This window comes from Methanobacterium formicicum DSM 3637 (assembly GCF_000302455.1).
Lineage (GTDB): Archaea > Methanobacteriota > Methanobacteria > Methanobacteriales > Methanobacteriaceae > Methanobacterium > Methanobacterium formicicum_A.
The window spans coordinates 82,492-102,519 of the sequence record NZ_AMPO01000003.1 but is presented as its reverse complement, the minus strand read 5'-3'; the positions used below and the strand labels follow the sequence as shown (position 1 = coordinate 102,519).

The 20,028-nt window shown below is 38.0% G+C and carries 21 protein-coding genes; 12 read left to right on the top strand and 9 right to left on the bottom strand.

Features of this window, described 5'->3' with window-relative positions; all coding sequences use genetic code 11:
* Nucleotides 1-128 precede the first annotated feature (128 nt).
* Nucleotides 129-944, top strand: coding sequence for an ATP-binding protein (locus tag A994_RS04545; protein ID WP_004030133.1), 816 nt, complete (start codon nucleotides 129-131; stop codon nucleotides 942-944).
* An 80-nt stretch (nucleotides 945-1,024) separates the two neighbouring features.
* The gene (locus A994_RS04540) at nucleotides 1,025-1,582 is read left to right on the top strand and encodes a flavodoxin family protein (protein ID WP_004030132.1); all 558 of its coding nucleotides are present in this window, start codon (nucleotides 1,025-1,027) and stop codon (nucleotides 1,580-1,582) included.
* A gap of 54 nt (nucleotides 1,583-1,636) precedes the next feature.
* Here the strand turns inward: A994_RS04540 and A994_RS04535 are convergent, their stop codons facing one another.
* The 6 genes from A994_RS04535 to A994_RS04515 form a co-directional block, all read right to left on the bottom strand.
* Nucleotides 1,637-1,897 (bottom strand): hypothetical protein, encoded by a 261-nt coding sequence (locus A994_RS04535; RefSeq protein WP_004030131.1) that lies wholly within the window; start codon nucleotides 1,895-1,897, stop codon nucleotides 1,637-1,639.
* 143 nt (nucleotides 1,898-2,040) lie between these two features.
* Nucleotides 2,041-2,205, bottom strand: coding sequence for a methyltransferase family protein (locus A994_RS13360; protein WP_192812695.1), 165 nt, complete (start codon nucleotides 2,203-2,205; stop codon nucleotides 2,041-2,043).
* Nucleotides 2,206-2,219: 14 nt separating this feature from the next.
* On the bottom strand, nucleotides 2,220-2,645 hold the full coding sequence (locus tag A994_RS04530) for a hypothetical protein (RefSeq protein WP_004030130.1): 426 nt from the start codon (nucleotides 2,643-2,645) through the stop codon (nucleotides 2,220-2,222).
* 192 nt (nucleotides 2,646-2,837) lie between these two features.
* Complete coding sequence (locus A994_RS04525; RefSeq protein ID WP_004030129.1) at nucleotides 2,838-3,896, bottom strand: AI-2E family transporter; 1,059 nt, start codon at nucleotides 3,894-3,896, stop codon at nucleotides 2,838-2,840.
* 103 nt (nucleotides 3,897-3,999) lie between these two features.
* Nucleotides 4,000-4,668 carry a hypothetical protein gene (locus A994_RS12845; RefSeq protein ID WP_237739699.1) on the bottom strand — a complete coding sequence of 223 codons (669 nt, stop codon included), beginning with the start codon at nucleotides 4,666-4,668 and terminating at the stop codon, nucleotides 4,000-4,002.
* On the bottom strand, nucleotides 4,655-5,080 hold the full coding sequence (locus tag A994_RS04515) for a MarR family winged helix-turn-helix transcriptional regulator (RefSeq protein ID WP_004030127.1): 426 nt from the start codon (nucleotides 5,078-5,080) through the stop codon (nucleotides 4,655-4,657). Before A994_RS04515 ends, A994_RS12845 begins: the two co-directional genes overlap by 14 nt.
* Before the next feature lie 131 nt (nucleotides 5,081-5,211).
* Here A994_RS04515 and A994_RS04510 point away from each other — a divergent pair, with 131 nt between their 5' ends.
* The 5 genes from A994_RS04510 to A994_RS04490 all read left to right on the top strand — a co-directional run bounded on the left by A994_RS04510 (nucleotide 5,212) and on the right by A994_RS04490 (nucleotide 10,909).
* Complete coding sequence (locus A994_RS04510; protein WP_004030126.1) at nucleotides 5,212-6,501, top strand: MFS transporter; 1,290 nt, start codon at nucleotides 5,212-5,214, stop codon at nucleotides 6,499-6,501.
* Between the two features lie 132 nt (nucleotides 6,502-6,633).
* Complete coding sequence (locus A994_RS04505; protein ID WP_004030125.1) at nucleotides 6,634-7,194, top strand: TetR/AcrR family transcriptional regulator; 561 nt, start codon at nucleotides 6,634-6,636, stop codon at nucleotides 7,192-7,194.
* 60 nt (nucleotides 7,195-7,254) lie between these two features.
* Nucleotides 7,255-8,493, top strand: a complete 1,239-nt coding sequence (locus A994_RS04500; RefSeq protein ID WP_004030124.1) for an aldo/keto reductase — start codon at nucleotides 7,255-7,257, stop codon at nucleotides 8,491-8,493.
* A gap of 284 nt (nucleotides 8,494-8,777) precedes the next feature.
* A complete protein-coding gene (locus tag A994_RS04495; RefSeq protein ID WP_004030123.1) occupies nucleotides 8,778-10,034 on the top strand; it encodes an aldo/keto reductase in 1,257 nt (418 codons plus the stop codon).
* A 194-nt stretch (nucleotides 10,035-10,228) separates the two neighbouring features.
* Nucleotides 10,229-10,909, top strand: a complete 681-nt coding sequence (locus A994_RS04490; protein ID WP_004030122.1) for a hypothetical protein — start codon at nucleotides 10,229-10,231, stop codon at nucleotides 10,907-10,909.
* A 164-nt stretch (nucleotides 10,910-11,073) separates the two neighbouring features.
* Here the strand turns inward: A994_RS04490 and A994_RS12840 are convergent, their stop codons facing one another.
* Nucleotides 11,074-12,882, bottom strand: a complete 1,809-nt coding sequence (locus tag A994_RS12840) for a PAS domain S-box protein (protein ID WP_004030121.1) — start codon at nucleotides 12,880-12,882, stop codon at nucleotides 11,074-11,076.
* A gap of 134 nt (nucleotides 12,883-13,016) precedes the next feature.
* Here A994_RS12840 and A994_RS04480 point away from each other — a divergent pair, with 134 nt between their 5' ends.
* Complete coding sequence (locus A994_RS04480) at nucleotides 13,017-13,616, top strand: DJ-1/PfpI family protein (RefSeq protein WP_004030120.1); 600 nt, start codon at nucleotides 13,017-13,019, stop codon at nucleotides 13,614-13,616.
* 228 nt (nucleotides 13,617-13,844) lie between these two features.
* Nucleotides 13,845-14,258, top strand: coding sequence for a hypothetical protein (locus A994_RS04475; protein WP_004030119.1), 414 nt, complete (start codon nucleotides 13,845-13,847; stop codon nucleotides 14,256-14,258).
* A 57-nt stretch (nucleotides 14,259-14,315) separates the two neighbouring features.
* Here A994_RS04475 and A994_RS04470 read toward each other — a convergent pair whose 3' ends face one another.
* Entirely contained in the window at nucleotides 14,316-15,698 is a 1,383-nt protein-coding gene (locus tag A994_RS04470; protein ID WP_004030118.1) for an MATE family efflux transporter, read from the bottom strand.
* A gap of 387 nt (nucleotides 15,699-16,085) precedes the next feature.
* On the opposite strand from A994_RS04470, the gene A994_RS04465 reads away from it, so the two are divergent.
* A complete protein-coding gene (locus A994_RS04465) occupies nucleotides 16,086-17,375 on the top strand; it encodes a uracil-xanthine permease family protein (protein WP_004030117.1) in 1,290 nt (429 codons plus the stop codon).
* Between the two features lie 78 nt (nucleotides 17,376-17,453).
* Here A994_RS04465 and A994_RS04460 read toward each other — a convergent pair whose 3' ends face one another.
* Nucleotides 17,454-18,293, bottom strand: a complete 840-nt coding sequence (locus A994_RS04460) for a DUF4013 domain-containing protein (protein ID WP_004030116.1) — start codon at nucleotides 18,291-18,293, stop codon at nucleotides 17,454-17,456.
* Between the two features lie 126 nt (nucleotides 18,294-18,419).
* Between A994_RS04460 and A994_RS04455 the strand changes: the two genes are divergently transcribed.
* A complete protein-coding gene (locus A994_RS04455) occupies nucleotides 18,420-19,508 on the top strand; it encodes an NAD(P)/FAD-dependent oxidoreductase (RefSeq protein WP_004030115.1) in 1,089 nt (362 codons plus the stop codon).
* 138 nt (nucleotides 19,509-19,646) lie between these two features.
* A complete protein-coding gene (locus tag A994_RS04450) occupies nucleotides 19,647-20,015 on the top strand; it encodes a hypothetical protein (RefSeq protein WP_004030114.1) in 369 nt (122 codons plus the stop codon).
* Nucleotides 20,016-20,028 lie beyond the last annotated feature (13 nt).

Sequence of the window (20,028 nt, the reverse complement as noted above, 5' to 3'; positions counted from 1 at the left end):
ATGTACCCTAACTGACTGATATTCCTGGCAGATGGAATGTTATTTCAACTGTCAATCACATATAATAATTTTAGTCACTAAAGTGAATGATCTACCTATTGATTTATTCATTAACATGAGGTTTTATTATGAAAAGGGATGTTATCAAAATCAATGAAGAAAAATGTAATGGATGTGGCAGTTGTGTTACCGGGTGCCCTGAGGGTGCACTGCAGGTCATCGATGGTAAGGCCCGTTTGGTAAGTGATCTTTTCTGTGATGGACTGGGGGCCTGTATTGGAGACTGCCCCGAGGGGGCCATAGAGATTGAAAAAAGAGAAGCTGAACCATATGATGAATACAAGGTCATGGAGAATATTGTAAAAGCTGGTCCTAACGTTACCAAGGCCCATCTGAAACATCTTCATGAACATGGTCAGACCAAATACTTAAACGAAGCTCTCAGCTTCTTAAAAGGAAAAAATATTGAAGTACCAGATTATGAAGAGGAAGCACCCCTGGCCTGTGGATGCCCTGGTTCGGCAATGCAGGTTCCAGAGCCCAAGTCTGGAAGTGGGGAATCTCCACAGATTCTAAGTGCAGAACTGGGTAACTGGCCAGTACAGCTGCAGCTTCTAAATCCCAATGCACCCTACCTTAAACATGCGGATCTACTCATTACTGCCGATTGTGTACCCTTTGCCTACCCAAACTTTCATCAAAGATTCTTGAAGGACAAGATTCTGATAATTCTCTGCCCTAAACTGGATAAGACCATTGAGGAATACGTGGATAAGTTATCTGAGATTTTCACCAATCAGGATATAAAATCCATTACCATAGTGCACATGGAAGTTCCCTGCTGCTCTGGTATTGAAGTGATAGTCAAACGTGCCCTGGAAAAAGCCCAGAAGAATATAATCATTAAGGACTACACCATTTCCATAAATGGGGAAATAATTTAACAACAATTATTTGATTCATATAATGAATTGTATAAATCCAGTAATGAAAATATAAAATCCAGTAAGAGGAGGTCAATAAAATGAAAGTAATTGGATTTAATGGAAGCCCCCGGGAGGGGAGTAACACTGGAATTATGATTGAAGAAATATTAAAGGGTGCCAGTGAAGCAGGAGCGAGTACTGAACTTTTCAATCTGAGCGCAATGAATATCGCCCCCTGTAAGGCATGCATGCACTGCAAGGCGAATGAGGGAGAATGTGGTACTGACGATGATATGCAGATTGTCTACTCCCAGATAAGAGATGCAGATGCATTTATACTGGGATCCCCTGTTTACATGTGGCAGATGAATGCCCAGGCAAAGCTCTTTACTGACCGGCTTTTTGCCAACTTCAAAACTGGATTTGAAGAAAAATACGGCCAAAAAAGCATGGCTCTGGTATTCTCACAGAACAACCCTGATGAAAACATGTTTAAGGAATACTTTTACTACACCCGTAACATGTTCGACTTTTTAGGTTACAATGTGGTGGACATGCTCACCTCAACAGAAAACAGTATTCCAGGAGAAGTTAAAAACAAAAAAGAGGTTATGGACCAGGCCAGGGAAATTGGTTGGGAATTAGTCAAGGGATAACTTTGGTCATGCATATTTTGCATACCATGCCATCCTAACTTTTTTCCTATTAGATCAACTTTTTCCTATTAAATCAATGAACTTATCCATGTCCCGGACATTGAAGACAAATTTTTGACTGGCATTGGGCCCACGCATGGACATCAGGCAGCTAACTGCAGATTCTCGCTGGTAATCCTCGAAGATGTTTTCAAACCAGCCTGCATCCTCTTTTTGAGTGAAAGTAATCTCCATAACACTGGAATGCTTTTCGATACGGCAGTTCCTATCTTTTAAGGCCTCTTTTAACTTTCTAATTTTATCATCAGATTCCATTGTATCTCCTTCACAGTTAACCCTTAATTCTGTTTATAAATTATAAATTATAGCCTTAAACTAATCTATATCCCATTAATAAGTGCATAAATCCTCAATTTTAAGTACATAATTCTACAATTCAAATTTAAATAGCAACTCATTCAAACTCTTGGAAACAACCGGGGAGTATTATTCATGTATTCTAGGTATTCTTCACCAAACTTGAGGATTAATTCCTTCTCTTCTTTCTTCATTCTAATGATCAATCCAGCTATGAATAAAATGAAAAAAATCAAGCCCCATACATTCTGTGATATAATGGCCACTCCTGAAAACAGGACTAAAATACCAGTTCCTGATTCTCAGTTGTTTTTGAAAGTGGCACCCAGTTTTTACCTAATTCTCTCCGGACCATTAAATTAAAGCCCATACCCACAAACATCACCAAAAAACCAATTAATACGATGATTGTACTGTAAATTCCAGTGTAAAACGTGATCAGGACTGCCATCATTAGACCGGTCTGGGGAACAGTCAGGGCAATGGAGGTGTAATCCTTCTCTTTTAGTATACTGGGCCAGCCTTTGATCTGGGCACCGTATTTACGTGACACGTGTAAGGAGATGAAACTGTAGACCAGGAAGATTACCAGGAAAAGGTAGAGCAATGTTTGGTCATATCCCAACAGGAAATAGCTATAGGCCAGTGCCAGTATAAAGAGTGAGAAAATGGCTATGTCCTTATTTTCTACTATTTTTATCACCATCCACAGGATTTGCCTTTAAATGAGATTATAATTCATTTTGTATTTTTAATTCATTAATTTTCCTTAATCCATTACTCTTATCTTAAACTGAATATACCTGAATCATCAAATCTTAGTTAATCTCTAAATCCTACTAATCAACCCTAATTATCCCTAACCCACTACTGTATCATCAAACCCTTGTTTACATCCTTAATCATTTGCCTGTTTTGATTTTAATCTTTCCTGTCTGTAAACCTTGTAGGCGGCGTAGGTTATTCCCAGTATGAGTGGTCCTATGAAGAGTCCTGGAATTCCCATGGTCACTGCCCCGTAGATGAATCCCAGTAGGAATACCAGTGGATGTACCTCTGAGTACTGGACTGAAATGCGGGGGCGGATGTAGAAGTCGGTGGTGGTTTCAATTATCCAGCCAAAGATAATTACCAGTATTCCCTGGGTTGTGTTTCCAGTGAGGATACTGAAAAGTCCTATGGCCCCGTATACTATCCATGGTCCAATTATGGGTATGAACATGGCTATTCCGCTGATTATGGCCAGTAAGATCACGTAGGGATAACCCAGGAAGTAGTACACCACTCCTGAGAGGACACCCAGGATGGCTGCTGGGATGATGTTACCAACTATGATACTCTTCAGGACATCATCAGCACCATTGAGGACTTCACGGTAGAAACCTTTATCCTTATCTGGTACCACGTCTTTTATGTATTGAACTATTTTATCCCCGTCTCTGGCAAAATAGAATATTGAAAAGATCAATATAAGGATTTGTGCAGCTAAAGCAGGAATAGAACTAACCATATTGATTAATGAATTGGTTATGGTAGATAAGAGTTGCAGGATCCCTGATTTTATGGCATCAGTGATGTTCTGGGTGATAGCTGGTGAAAGGCCCAGTTTTTCCACTGCACCATTGATGTGGCTTAAGTCCATGGTGGAGTTTACTGCAGTGGCCTGCTGAACCGAACCCAGGAGTAAACTGGAAATACCTAAAATCTGGGTGATGGTAAAATACAACAGTAGTGCAATGGGGATGGTCAGGAGGATCATTCCCAGGAAAATAGATAATGTATCGTATTTAACGTAAGGTTTGATCCTACAGGAAATGAAACGTACGTAATAGGCCAGAATAGCCCCAAAAATCACCATAGTTACGATGGGAGATAAAACTACCAGGGATAAAATGGTTAAAAGTAATAAGAGTGGAAATATGGTTGAAGAGGACATTTTTTTAATTTGTGAAATCATTAGTACACCTGTAAGTTTGAGTAGTGTTCATTCTCTAAACTTTCCGGTTAATAGCTTTATGTCAATCCTTACCTTCACCAGGGAATCCATTTTCTTAACTGTTTTAACAATATTTTTTCATGAATTTTTTGGCCATTTTCCGAGTTTTGGGGCTGATACTGTCTAATTCATCTTTCACAAATTCATTAACCTGTTCTTTATAATTTATTTGTTCATAAAATTTATAAAATAGTTCTATGATATCTGATTTCAACAAGGCTTTCTGTTTTAGAGAAAAATCACACCTTTCATCCACATCCAGAAGAATATCAGTTATATTATCAGTTAATTCACCTTTACTTTCCAGAATTTTTGCCGTGTTTTGAACGCACTTGCGGGCAGTCATGAATTTTTCATCATTTATGTGGCTGTAATAATCTGTAAATACATTTGAAAATTTGTTTTCTTTATCTACAGGGGTTAAATTGGCTAAAAGAACCAGTCCAAAATCACGGTGATAAGAATTGGGGTGATCTAAAATCAATGCAAAATCATCCCAGTACTGATAAAACAGTTCAGGTCTCATCTGACTGGCCTGAGAAATTATACTGTAAGAATGGTGGTAAACCATTATTTTAGGGTGATTCAACATCAAATGAACTATTTCATCCCTAATTTTAGAGTCTTCAATGATTCTTTCAACAAATTTTTCTTTGTTAAAGTTTTTATCGGATATTTCCAGGATTAAATCTTCCTCAGAAAACAAAAAGACCACTTCTTTACATTTTTTCACGGATTTTAAGCAGAATTTTCTTTAAAGATCCTATTTCTTCATCCTGGAGGTTTTCGAACATTTTTCGGGCCATTAACATTCCTTCTTCATCCATTCTTTCCAGAAGTTCCTTTCCTTCCGGTGTTAGTTGAATTAGAAGTTTTCTTCGGTCCTTTTTACCCACGCTCCTGTTGACCAATCCCTTTTCAACCAGCCGGTCAATGGTCCGGGTAGGGGTGCTTACTGCCACACCCAGGGCTTCAGCAATCTGCTTCATGGTCTTGGGTTCCTGGGGACCGATGACATAAATAGCATTGGCCTCGGCTATGGTTAGGTTTTCATAGCTTTTCAGGGTTATTTCAGCCGTTTTAAGTATCTTATCCCCTATATCATCGAACAGTTCGATGATTATCCGTAAATCTTTATCATCCATATCCAACTTTCTATTACTTTCCAGATATAAATATTCCGATAAGTATATATTATACAAAACATACATTCTGTTATACATATAGTTTGATATGCATACTATTTGCCACACAGAATAAATCATGGAGAATGGGCATGGAAAATGAAAAAACCGTAAACTCAACAACCAGTAACGTATCAACGAATAAGAAAGGATTCTTAAATTTAAGTCTATTTTTACTCTTGCAGGGGCAGTTCATATCGATGATGGGAGATATGATCTATGAAATTGCCCTTGGATTCTGGGTACTGGCCTTTACCGGCTCCCCCGCACTCATGGGAACTTTGATGGCCACTTCTCTTTTACCTGGTGTGATCTTATCGCCCTTTGCAGGAGTAGTGGTGGATCGATCCAACCGGAAGAGACTGATGATCTTAATGGACTTAATAAGGGGAATCACTATTATAATAGTTGCCATAGCAGCGATAATGGGATTACTCCAACTGTGGATGGTTTTCCTGGCAGGCATTATTTTGGGAATAGGTGGGGCCTTTTTCGGACCTGCAGCAATGTCAGTGCTACCCCAGATGGTTCCCCGGGATAAATTAACCAATGCCAACTCCCTTTTCGGGGTTTCCAACACCGGTGCCGATATCCTGGGAAACTCACTGGGAGGCATACTCTACGTTTTAATAGGAGCACCCCTGATGTTTCTTTTAAATGGAATATCATTTATATTATCTGGAATTTCCATAAGTTTCGCTAAGATCCCTAAAAGCAGAGAATCAAAGATAACCACCGAGAATTTCCTTTCAGACCTTAAAGAATCCACGCAATTTGTCTGGAAATTAAAGGGATTACTCTATATCCTATTGATATTTTCAATATTCAGCTTTCTGGTTCACATTGCTGTGGTACTACTCATACCATTATTTCAGTTCACACCCGGTCTGGGAGCAGCAAAATACGGAATAGCAGTGGCTTGTTTCACTGTGGGCGTATTTATGGGGATGGTGGTTCTCTCAACAGTCAATGTACATCCATCCAAAAAGGCAACATTAATGCTGATTTCACTCACTATCAGTAACCTGTGCCTGATCCTCTTTGCCCTCACCACCCAGTTCTATTTAATGGCTCTGCTTCTTTTAATCGCCGGTCTTTCAGAATCTGTGGTTAATGTGTTTATCCTTTCATCTATTCAGTCAGTAGTGCCTGACGAGATGATGGGTAAGGTAATGGGACTGGTAGGAACCATTACCATGGCCCTCACACCCCTAGCCATGGTTACCGGGGGTGTGCTGGCCGAAATATTCCCCATACGAACAATATTCCTGGTTTGTTTTGTGGGCAGTTTCCTGGTCTTTGTGAACCTCTTTTTCATTAAATCTGTGCGTAGATTCATTAACTTCGACCCGACCAGGGATAGTAGGGAGGATCTAATTTGAAGTTAAGGCATGAATATCCGGAAGAATTGGGTATTAAAGAAAAGAAGGTTTCTTTGATAGTGGAGTTCATGGAAAATTTTAAATACTAAACTGACTAATCAGTCTAATAGTTAAGTTCAGGATGTCAGAAAATTGAAGGAAAAAGAACAGAAAATACTGGATACATCCCTTAAACTCTTTGTGGAGAAGGGTTTTCACGGAACTTCCACCGCTGAAATTGCAAAAACTGCAGGAGTAGCTACTGGTACGCTCTTCCATTATTTCAAGACCAAAGAAGAACTCATTGATCGCCTTTATATTTACACCAAGGAAAGCATACTGGAAGAGGTTCAGGGGGATTATGATGAGAACAACCCATTTAAAGAAAATGTTAAATCATTATGGTTGAAATTTGTGTGTTTGGGAATTAAAGACCCTTATAAATTCAATTTTATAATGACATTCCACTGTTCTCCCTACATTACCTCATTTACCAAGGGAAGAATTGAAGAAAAATTTGTGGAACTGCTTGAAATTTATAAAAAAGGATTTGAAGAGGGTGAAATTAAGGAAATCTACGATGAACTTCTCATGGATTATTTCTGGGGTAACATACTCAACACCATAATGCACTTTGAGCAAAACCCTGAAAAAATGAATAAAGAGAATGTAGATCTTTCCTTTGAACTATTCTGGGATGGAATATCCCGGTGAGTGTATATTTTTATGTGAAACTATTCGACTGACAGGTCAATCTATAACGAGGTATTAACCATGCAGTACAGGAAAAATAAGAAAAATGGTGATGAAATCTCGACCCTGGGATACGGTGCTATGAGATTGCCTACTAAAAACGGCAGGATCGACAAAGAATTGGCAAAAGAGCAGATATATTACGCTATTGACCAGGGAGTGAACATTATTGACACTGCGTACCCTTACCATGGTGGCTCAAGTGAATCATTCCTGGGAGAAATCCTTAAAGATGGATACCGGGAGAAAGTAAAACTTTGCACCAAAATGCCGTCATGGTCTGTTAAAAAATATGAAGACATGGAAAAATACCTGAAAATTCAACTTGAAAAGCTCCAGACAGACTGTATTGATTATTATTTGATTCACAACCTGAGCAAGGTAAGTTTTGAAAAACTTAAAAAAATAGGCGTTCTTGAATTTTTAGAAGATGCTAAAGCAAAAGGGAAAATAAATAACATCGGTTTTTCATTTCATTCTGATTTAGATTCTTTTAAAGAAATTATAGACACGTACAATTGGGATGTTTGTCTAATTCAGTACAACTATATGGATGAAAAAAATCAGGCAGGTACTGAAGGATTAGAATACGCTCACTCCAAAGGAACAAACATATTTATTATGGAACCTTTAAAAGGCGGGATTTTAGCTGGTAAAATCCCTGATAAAGCACAAGAAATTTGGGAGGAGTCTGACACCAGAAGAAGTCCTGCTGACTGGGCAATCCGTTGGGTCCTAAACCATCCAGAGGTTACCACTGTTTTTTCGGGTATGGGTGAACTGGACCAGGTTGAAGAAAATTTAAAGGTATCAGATGAAGTTTTACCTAATTCATTAACTGAAGAGGAATTAGAACTTTATGAAAGGGTTAAAGAAGTTTATAAAGATCTCATGAAAGTCGATTGTACTGGATGTGGTTACTGTATGCCCTGCCCTCGTGGAGTGGACATACCCCGCTGCTTTAACTTCTACAACCAAAAGTACATGTTCAATGAAAGTCCGTCTTTTGATTATCTTGCAATATTAGGAGGAGTTTTTTCCGGCCAGGAAGCCTATGCTGGGCTCTGCAATGGTTGTGGCAAATGCGTGAGGGCCTGTCCTCAGAATCTGAAAATACCTGAATTATTAACTGATGTTTCCAGTGAACTTGAAGGTCGTGGCTTTAAATACAAATTAAAAATCACAGGAGCAGTGATCATGCCAGTTTTTGAAGTTTTTATCTCGTTAAGTGATCGACTCTCCCGCCGATCTCGATCCTAAACTTTTTAATGATAAAAAAAATCAATTTTTTAACTTATTGTTTAAATCCAGCCGTTCTTTGTAATTTAAATCTTTGAAAGTGATTTTATATTCTGTTCATGGCTCCGGTCCAGGTTATTCACAATCAAGTTGATTAATTAAGGAAAAGTTAGACTAAAAAACAAAACAACTGTTATAACATTTATTTACATGCAAAAAGTTTGAAATCTTTAAGTTTTAGGAACTTCTACAGAGCCATTTTATGTGAATTCGATTGACAGATCAATTATAAAGAGGTATTAACCATGCAGTACAGGAAAAATAAGAAAAATGGTGATGAAATATCAGCACTGGGCTTTGGAGCAATGCGCCTACCTACCAAAAACGGAAGGATTGACAAGGAAAAAGCAAAAGAACAGATATACTACGCAATAGATCAGGGGGTGAACTTCATTGACACCGCCTACCCCTACCATGGCGGAGCCAGTGAATCCTTTTTAGGGGAAATCCTCCAAAATGAGTACAGGGAAAAGGTGAAACTATGTACCAAAATGCCCTCCTGGTCTATAAAAAAATATGAGGACATGGAGAAGTTCCTGGAAACCCAGCTGGACAAACTGCAGACAGATTACATTGACTATTACCTGATTCACAGCCTGGGGAAAGGTAGCTTCCAAAGACTTAAAGACTTGGGTGTCCTGGAATTTTTAGAAAAAGCCAAACAAGATGGGAAGATCAATAACATCGGATTCTCATTCCATGATAATGGTGATGCCTTCAAGGATATTGTGGATGCTTACCCCTGGGATGCGTGTTTGATCCAGTACAATTATCTGGATGAGAAAACTCAGGCTGGAACCGAAGGAGTGAAGTATGCCCACTCACAGGGGATCAGTGTATTCATCATGGAACCATTGAAGGGAGGTATTCTGGCCGATGTGCCAGAAGAAGCCCAGAAGATATGGGATAATGCACCGGTTCAGCGGAGCCCTGCAGACTGGGCTTTAAGATGGGTCTTAAATCATCCAGAAGTGACCTGTGTGATCTCCGGGATGGGTGAATTGGACCAGGTTAAAGAGAATATCCAGGTAGCAGAAGAAACCCTGCCCGGCAGTCTCAGTGAAGATGAATTAAAACTTTACGATGAGGTTAAACAGGTTTATCATGAACTTATGAAGATCAACTGTACTTCCTGCGGTTACTGCATGCCCTGCCCACGAGGAGTGGATATTCCCACATGTTTTGAGATCTACAACCACAAGTACATGTTCAAAACCAGAGGAACATCATTCACTTACCTGACAAGACTGGGTGGTGTTTTCAGTGGGAACGAATCCCATGCAGGACTCTGTAATGGTTGTGGGAAGTGTGTGAGAGCCTGCCCCCAGAAACTGGAAATACCAACCCTTTTAAATGATGTTTCCAAGGAACTGGGAGGAGTGGGATTCAGCTACAGGGTGAAAATTGGCAAAGCCATTCTGGTGCCCCTTTTTGATGCATTCATATCAATTAGCTCCAGATTTTCCAGGAGATCTGGTAATAATTCCGTTAGAAAAGAGTGATTTTTTTTCCCATTTCTTTTCCATTTTTTCTTTTTTATAATCCATAAATAGTTTTAATGTATATAATTGTACTACAAAGTATTAAATAGTACCATAACTTATCCATTAATAGAACATAACCATCCAATCACCTGCTTATTCATGATGATGAGTTAAAATAAGGAGAATTGTAAACTAGGCAAGGAGAATTAAAAATGGGAATTAAATACGAATCCGTGGTTCCATGGGGGCGATCATACCCAGAATATGTTGACATGTTCAATTTAACCCCACCTGACTTGAATAAACCAATCTTAAGTTGTGGAGATGGACCGGCCAGTTTTAATAGTTCTATGAACCAGAAAGGGAAAACCGTGGTTTCTATTGATCCAGTTTATAGGTTAAGCAGAACTGAAATTGAAAACAGGATAGCTGAAACTAGTAAGATAGTCATGGCTCAAACTAAAAAGAACCAGGACAAATTTGTATGGTCTGGAATTGGAAGTGTGGAGGAACTGTTTAAAATACGAATAGAATCCATGAAAGAATTTCTATCAGATTATGAAGCAGGTAAACATGCAAAACGGTACATAACAGCAGAATTACCTTTTTTACCATTTAAATCTGATGAATTCGATTTAGCCTTGTCTTCTCATTTCCTATTTTTATACACTGAAAACCTATCACTAGAATTTCATTTAAAATCCATTGATGAAATGTTAAGAGTGTCAAAAGAAGTTAGAATCTTCCCGTTATTGGATATGAATGCCACAACATCCACCTATGTTAACCCGGTCATTGATGGGTTTTCTCGAAAGGGTTATGATGTGGAAACAGTACGGGTTAACTATGAATTCCAAAAAGGTGGGAATTTAATGCTGAAAATAATAAAGTAAGAATATAGCGTAATATTGGAGATTAATGAAGTATAAAGAAAGATAATGAATAGTAAGGAGAATAAAATAAAAATAAGGAAAAACAAAGAAGAATGAGGAATAGCGATTAAATACGCACCATTTGAAAATATCCTAAAAACTATTTTTTTGATTTAAAGATAAATTTATTCAACTGTATTGTTAATATCCAACCGTTTTTTGTAATTTAACTCTTTGAAAGTGATCTTATATTCTGTTCCATGGCTCCTGTCCAGGGTTATTTCACCATCAAGTTGATTTACCAAATTGTTAACCAGTTGCAAACCTAATGAATCAGTTTTCTTAAAATCAACATCAGCAGGGAAACCTATCCCATCATCAGCAACTATCAAGGTGTATTCATCATTTTTAGTTTTCATCTCGACTGTAATTGAACCTTTCTCCTTATTTGGGAAAGCAAATTTAAGACTGTTGGCCACCAGTTCGTTAATTACCAGACCTAAAGGTATAGCTGTTTCCATGTTAAGTTCAGCGTATTCCAGGTTAAAAATAGGTCGAATCCTATCCATTTGTGATTCATAGGTGTAAAATATGTCTGAAACCAGTTTTTCAGTGTACTGTTTAAAGTTTATGTGGCTCAGATCACCTGACATGTAAAGTTTTTCATGGACCATTGCCATGGATTTAACCCTACTTTGACTGTCCTGAAGAACATCCCTCGTCTCATCTTCCCTTACATACTCTTTTTGAAGGTTTAGTAAGCTGGAGATGATCTGCATATTGTTATTTACCCTGTGATGAATTTCCCTTAAAAGTGCCTCCTTTTCCCTCAAAGATGTTTTAATTTCGTTTTCAGCACTTTTTTGCCCTGTAATATCCGTTGCAATCACTAAAACGTGAGCAATTTTTCCATTATCCAGAATCGGAGTTATATGCACCAAACCCCAATGAATATCATCATTTTTATCTTTAAACCTGATTTCAAATGGTTCTATGACGTTCCCATCCAATAAAAGGGATAATTTCCCTAAAATAAAGGATATGTATCCGGGCTCCATTTTTCCCAATTCTGTAAAATTCTTACCAACTAACTCACTTTTAGATAAGCCTAGCAGATTGATTAATGCTTTATTTATTTCAACTATTACACCATCCACATCTATGAGCAGGTTATAATCGGGGTCTTTATCAAAAAGAGTTCTGTATTTTTCTTCACTTTCTGCTAATTCTCGGGTACGTTCTTCTACCTTTTTTTCCAATTGAGAATGTGAGTCTTCAAGGGCTTTTTGGGTTTTCTTAAGTTCAGTGATGTCACTGTGCATGAAAAGATTGGATAGATGGTTTCCATGACTATCATATAATGGGGATGCCTGGGCCAGGGTCCACAATGTGGAACCATCTTTCTTACGGAATTCCGGAGTAAATGTGACTTTTTCACCTTTTAAAACTTTGTTTCTGACTTCAACAAAAATATGCCTCTTATCTTCATCCACGAATTTAAAAATATTATGGTTTAATATCTCATCTTTTTTATACCCAAACAAATCACACATCCTCTGGTTAACATAAAGAATAGTTCCATCTATATCTCCAGTTAAAACACCTTCATGTGTTGTTTCTACTATGTTACGGTATTTTTCTTCACTTTCAGACAGTTCAATCTGTGATTTTTCAATTCTTTCACTTATGAAAATGATAATTACACTAACTGAAAATAATATCATAACCCTATACACCTGTAAAATCAAGGGATCAACTGGACTTATTAACTCTGAAATAAAAAGAACACTCACCAGGAAAAAAACAACCCATATACCCTTCCTTTTCCACCAGAATGCAGAAATAATAACTGGAATATAATAAAATTGAGAGAATACTATGCCAGATCTTAGAATAAAATGGAAATAATAGGTTAAAATACAAGCCAGGGCTAATAAAATAACCATAATCAAAGGTTTAGATTTGGTATTTGGTTCATCCAAACTTAACTTCAATTAGAATCCCCCTTATTAGTTATATATTTTCCAACCACCACATTAGTAAATTTTTATTTGGATCAAGGAAGAATCATGATATGAGATTAATCTAAACTATGAATTTAACCCCTAAATAAATGGAGAAACTCCACATGCGCGAAATTGTAACCATCCTGTTTGATGAATTTGAAACCCTGGATGTTTTTGGCCCTGTTGAAATCCTGGGAAGACTTGAAGAAGATTTTCACCTTAATTTTTATTCTCTTAAGGGTGGGATCATTAAAAGCAGCCATGATGTGCCTGTTTGCACTAAGCCCTTAAATTCCCTAAACCTAGAGCAGTATATACTGATGATTCCAGGTGGAATGGGTACCCGCAAATTAGTAGAGGATGAGGTTTTCCTGGAACGTCTTAAAGCTTTATACCTTGATGCAGAATACATTTTAACCATTTGTACTGGCTCCATACTTCTGGCTAAAACCGGTTTTTTAGATGGTAAAAATGCCACCACCAATAAAAGAGTATTCAAATGGACCCAAGAATTTCCAAAGGTGAACTGGGTTCATAAAGCTCGCTGGGTCCGAGATGGTAATATTTATACCAGTTCAGGGGTGAGTGCCGGAATGGATATGGCTCTGGGATTTGTTGCTGATTTATTGGGTTATGATGTGGCTAAAAAGCAGAGTATTCAGATTGAGTACAGCTGGCATGAAGATTCCAGTTGGGATCCTTTTTCTGGAGATTTTTCCTAAAAGATTATTAAGGATAAAAATACTTATCATACAATAAACAACCATTAAACTATTCAATTACTCTTTTTAACATATTTATAGAACCGTATGAACTATTTAGGACATTAAATTGGATTTATCGGTACCAAAATCATTGCCACCCTCCCAATGGATTCCATAATCATAATGTATTTAAGGTTACATGTGAAATGGAAGAATAATAATTATTTTGATTAAGGGAGACAAATAATGATGATAAAAAATTTAATCGTGGTTGGAGGGGTTATAGCCCTAGCTATTATCGCTTTTTATTTTATTGGAATGGGACCCACAAATTTAGAATTAGATTATGATGATGGTTCTTATGATCACTATGATGGTCCAGGGATGAACAAAGAAATAACTACACTGAACATATCCGGTACAACAGAACGTTTTGCTACTGTAACTATTGATGGAGACATTGTTCCGGTGGATAAAGATGGAAAATTCTATAAAGTGATAAATCTTAAAAACGGAACAAACGTGTATTACATCACTTCTAAAGCTCCATTTAAATCCATAAATCAGATAAATGTTACTACAAATAGAATTGAAGATAAGAACGGTAATGTTGCTGGTAACTGGGTATATAACGGCACCGCAATAAGAGAGGGATATTGATTAAAAAATGAATATTAATTTAAAGTTAATATTCATTCTTTTTTTAAATAGACAATCTTAATAATTTCTTTTAAGACGTCTTACGTATATGGTAGCCCAGGTATAGGCCACTGCACATCCCAGTCCTCCTCCAACTACTATTCCCCACCATACACCTGATGATCCAAATCCCAGTGTGAAGGCAAATAGATAGGCAAAAAAGGCAACAAATACCACTTCTCTCAATACTGTTAGTATCAGGGAGGTGAATCCTTTCCCCATTGCTTGGAATATGGAGCTGGCAGTGATTCCCAGTGGAACGGTGATGAAGAACAGGAACATCACCTGGAGGAAGGCTGCAATGGATGGTGCCATGAAAGCACTTTGCGGGGAGTAGGTGAATATAGTGGCTATACTCCCGGCGAAGACATAGGTTAATGTAGCGGTAACCAGGGCTATTCCCACTCCTAATTTGGCAGAATAGCTTAAAGCAGTGGATAGGTTTTTATACTTACGGGCCCCGTATGCTGCTCCACCAACAGTGATGGCAGCGGTTCCAATTCCAATTGGTGGTATCATGGCCATCATAACTACTCTCCAGCCAGCAGTGTAGACTGCCACTGCCTCTGCTCCCCCAGTTATAACCAGCATGAAGTTTAAGATTATTCCCAGGATAGACATAACCAGTGATTCCACACTGGCTGGTAGTGCTACCATTAATATGTTTTTAACCACATTCCAGCTTGCCTTGAAGTCTTTTCCTGAGAAAGAAACATAAGTATCTCTTTTTAACAGTAACCAGTAGATCAGGACCACACAGGAGATGGAACTGGAAAGTATGGTGGCCCAGGCTGCCCCGCTTACTCCCCATCCGAAGTAGTAGATGAATATAGGGTCCAATATTACATTCAGGATGGTAGTGGCCGCAATGGCATACATTGGCCGATTAACATCACCTTCTGCCCTGAGAATACCGGAAGCTACGTTGGAGAACATGAAGAAAATTAGACCCCCGAATACTATCTGACCGTATTGCATTGCCAGATCTACAGTAACACCGGCACCCATCAGTAGCAGGATGGGTTTTAAGAACACCAACAGAACAACTGTTACTCCGGCAGATACTACAATTGTAAGTAGTAGTGAATGCATTGCCGCATTGTCGGCACCTTTTTTATTCTGGGCACCTATGCATCGGGCGATCAGGGACATGGCCCCCGCTCCCAGACCATTACCCAAACCTATCACTATCATAAAAAGAGGGTTGATGAAACCTAACGCAGCCAGGGCATTTGGTCCAAGGCCAGCCACCCATATACTGTCTGCCAAGTTGTAAGCCATGATTAAAAACATGGAAATGATCATTGGCATGGCAAGTACCCGGATTGCCCTTTTTGGTTCCCCCGTAACCATGGAGATGCGCTGATCCACATCTTTTGAACTTTGATTATTAGTAGTCATCTTTTTCTCCTTTTTAATACTCTAAAAACATTCGACTAAGAGGTTTTAAGATTTTAAAAACCCAAATTAACCATTTAAACTATTTTAACTCCAATTAAAGATATAATTAAGATAAGAGGAGTTATTATCAACTATTTAGCTGGAATAGGTAAAATTAGATTCAACACTATTAAATTGTTGATACAGATATATATCTTTGTGGTCGCCAGATGAAATAATGTTACATGAATTTTATTTTGAAATGATTCTTCCAGTTACTCAACTTATAGCCAAACCAGAACCTTAAAGAAGGGGATGTTTTTAAAAGAGTGTATTTTTTATATCTTAGGGAATAATTAACATCTGTATCATAGTTAACCCCATTTATTATTATAAAGGACGATAAAAATGCGATATGGACTTGATGACAAACCTAAACTTTCAGATATGATTATTTTCGGCCTGCAATGGTTGGCAGTAACTATACCGTTCATACTGATCATGGGAAAAGTGGTTGGTGTGATGGATGGGGATTACATCTCCTACATCCAGAAGCTATTCCTGGTTCTGGGATTTTTGATTCTATTGCAGATCTTCAGGGGCCACAAACTCCCCCTGATTATGGGTCCTGCAGCGGTTATTCTGGTTGCAATTTTAACCAGTTCTCATCAGGGCATGGGAGCTATTAATTCTTCAGTACTGATTGGAGGCTTAGTACTGGCCATTTTAGCGGCCAGTGGTCTTTTCAATTATTTGAAAAAACTGTTCACTCCAAGGGTCATTATTGTTATTCTCATGCTCATCTCTTTCACCCTTCTTCCCACCATAATCAGCCTGATAAGTGTCAGTGGCCCAGTAACTGCCATTGATAACTTTCTGTTTTCTCTGGGGTTTGTGGTGGTGCTTTTAGCAGCCCATGCATTATTAAAAGGAATCTGGAAATCAACTTTAACCTTATCTGCCCTTTTCATCGGCACCCTGGTCTATTACCTTATATTTGGTTTTACTGGTTTTACGGACATGAACCTGGCCCGGGTGGGTTTACCTCATTCTTTAACTGGGTCCCTGGCAGTTCCGGATGTAGGAGTTCTTGCTGCATTTCTGGTTAGTTTTTTTGCCCTGGCAGTTAATGATCTGGCTTCCATTGAATCTGTGGGAACCATATTAAATGCGGATGAAATGGAAAAAAGGGTTAAAAATGGTATAACCATCACTGGGTTGGGTAATGTTTTTTCAGGCATTATGGGAGTTATGGGTTCAGTTAACTATTCCATCAGCCCCGGTTTGATAGCTGCCACAGGAGTAGCATCCCGTTACACCTTTATTCCCGCTGCCATTGGCCTGATAATCCTTTCATTATCTCCCATGGCCATAGGCATTATGAGTAGCATTCCTTCCCCAGTTATTGGTGTTATTTTTCTTTATATCCTCACCGCTCAGATTGGGGCTTCCCTACTCCTGGTGGTGGAAAAGGATGGAATTAAAACAGTTGACCATGGAATGATCATTGGGTTACCATTGATTCTGGGTACTGCCATTGCCTTTTTACCCTCAGAAGTTGCATCACAGTTGCCTGCTATTTTAAGGCCAGTTCTGGGCAATGGTTTTGTTATGGGAACCCTTTTTGTACTTTTCCTGGAGCATTTGCTTTATTCTAAAGGTACCATATCAAGAAAAAATAATTATAAAAAAGAGTGAATGTTGAAAAAAACCATTGATTTATGGTTAAAAAAATGGATTTATGGTTAAAAGAGTTAATCTTTTGTTTAGAGGTTTTTATTCACAAATGTAGAGTAAAGCCGATGATCTGGCAAAAAACATGACTAAATAAGCAACAATGAACGAGTATAATGCGGTGAACACGTTAAAACTAACCAGATTTGCTGGAAAAATGAAATTAACCAGGTTTAACACTGTAAGTAGGGCAAAAAAGATAATTACCATTGAAAAATACCAGATGATGAGTTTGCCCCATCCTATCTCACCAATTTCATTGATTATTTCATTGAACCGGAATGCTGTTTTTAAATCACCATCGTAGTTTGCCATATGTACCAGAGCCATGAAAAATAGGGGTGCAACTGCCACCATATACAGAATCCCAATAAAAGCAGTTGATCCTTCCGGAATCATAATTGGGAACTCACCTAAAACTGACATGAAATTTAGAAACATTACTCCAATTTTAGACTCGAATAAACCACTAAGTAAATAGTTTAGATCCATACCCATCATTGAGAGGTAATTTACAATATAGTCAAAAGAACCTTGTATAAAATATATTATAATTAAGATTGCAGGGAGACAGTAAACAAAACTGACCAGGTAAACCTTCAAACCATCTGTGAACATGATTTTCCAATTACCAAAAACAGGAGGTTTTGAAAGATCATCCAGGGATGACTTTAAAATTTTAAAGAAATAACCATCAACGAAAAATCCAATCACAAATCCAATTAATATTAAAATCCACACTACCATGAAATCTGTTACACCGACTGATTGGATAATGGGAGATATGCTTGTGATTAGAGTGATAATTCCCAAGATCAAAAATTTTTTAAAATCTGAAAGGGGATATTTTAGAGAATTTCCTATTATTTCCTTTAGATCCATGTATTAACCCCGCTTTTATTCAAGTTATAATCTTCCTATTTCATCCATTATTAATATGATTATTTATATAGATAATTACCTAATCAGCCAAAACCCATTAAACATCTTTCAAAGGAGAAATTGAATTTGTACGACGTTATAGTGATCGGAGCAGGACCTGCTGGTTGTATAGCTGCTAAAAAATTAGGAGAATCAGGTTACAAAGTTTTATTAACCGAAAAAATGGATTTACCCCGGGAAAAGTCATGCTCAGGCATTCTCATACCCAAATCAATCCAGACGATTGAAAAAGAGTTTGGGAAAATACCAGAGAGTGTTTTCTCTCATCCTCTGATTAGTAAGGGAATTATAATTAACAGCACCCATGGGAAGGAGTACCGGTTTGAAAGTGAAGGTTACAATATATGGAGGAATTTATTCGACCACTGGATGAGCCTTAAAGCAGAAGAGACCGGTTGCAACCTCCAAACACTGACTGCAGCCACTGGTTGTGAAGAAGAAAAAGACCATGTCAGGGTAACCTTGGCCAGAATGCCTGCCAGAAACCATGCAGGGTTTTCAAAAAATCGGAGCCCTACAATTAGTTATGAGAAGGCCAAAATGGTGATAGCCTGTGATGGTGCATCCAGCAGGATAAGGAGGGATATTTTAAAATCACCCCCAAATCACATAATCACCTATCAAACCTTTTGTAAGGGCAGTATTGACCTTGATTATGGGTTTTTCCATGCTTTTTTAGATCCACAATTTTCTCAGTACGATGCCTGGTTCAATGTGAAGGATGATTACCTAGTTATGGGTGTGGGGGTTAAAGATGCTTCCCTCATGAAACATTACCATTCTAAATTTGTTTCGTATCTAAAATCACATTACCACGCACGGATAGGCCCATTTAAAAAGGAAGAAGTGGGTTTAATGCCATATATCACTCCAGAATTCCAGGTGAACTTGGGCAAGGGCAGGGTGCTTTTTGCAGGGGATGCTGCCCACCTTTTAAATCCCATGGGTGAGGGAATATCCAGTGCCCTGGCCAGTGGTTATGCTGCGGCTGAGGCCATTAATGCTGGATGTGATTTTGAAAACAACATAAATCCTGTGAAAGTGCTGGATAGCTATGAAATTTATCTTAAAGAAGAAATAGAGTACATGAGGAGGCAGTGGAAGTTTCTGAGTAGTATTTGTCCTGATTTCACGTCTTTCCGGGATAGTGAATGATTAATTATATTGATCCCCTAAACAGGCAAAATTTCTAGATGTTTGGTGATGTTTTTCACTAAAAAAGTTTTAAATAATAAGCGTTTGTGAAAATTAATAACTATTTTTAAATATAATAGTATTAAAGGAGGTAAACGTTTGAACAAAAATTTAATAGCCATAATATTGATTGTGATCATAATTTTAGTAGCAGCAGGAGCATGGTTCTTTTTGAAACCATCCCCAGAAGTAAATATCACTTTAACTAATAACACCAGTAACAGTGTTAATACCACCAATCAGCACAAAAATCAGACAAATAACACCACTGCAACCAATATAACTGCAGCAAAGGCAAAAGAACTGGCAGGTAAGTACGTTGGAACCGGAGTAACACTGGAAACACCCACACTGACCACTTACAAAAATATTCAAGTGTGGAAAGTGCCTGTGGTGACCTATTCACCAGAAAAGACTTATTTAGATCCAATATACATAAACGCCAAAACAGGAGCAAGGGTTACCTAAAATTACCCTTTGA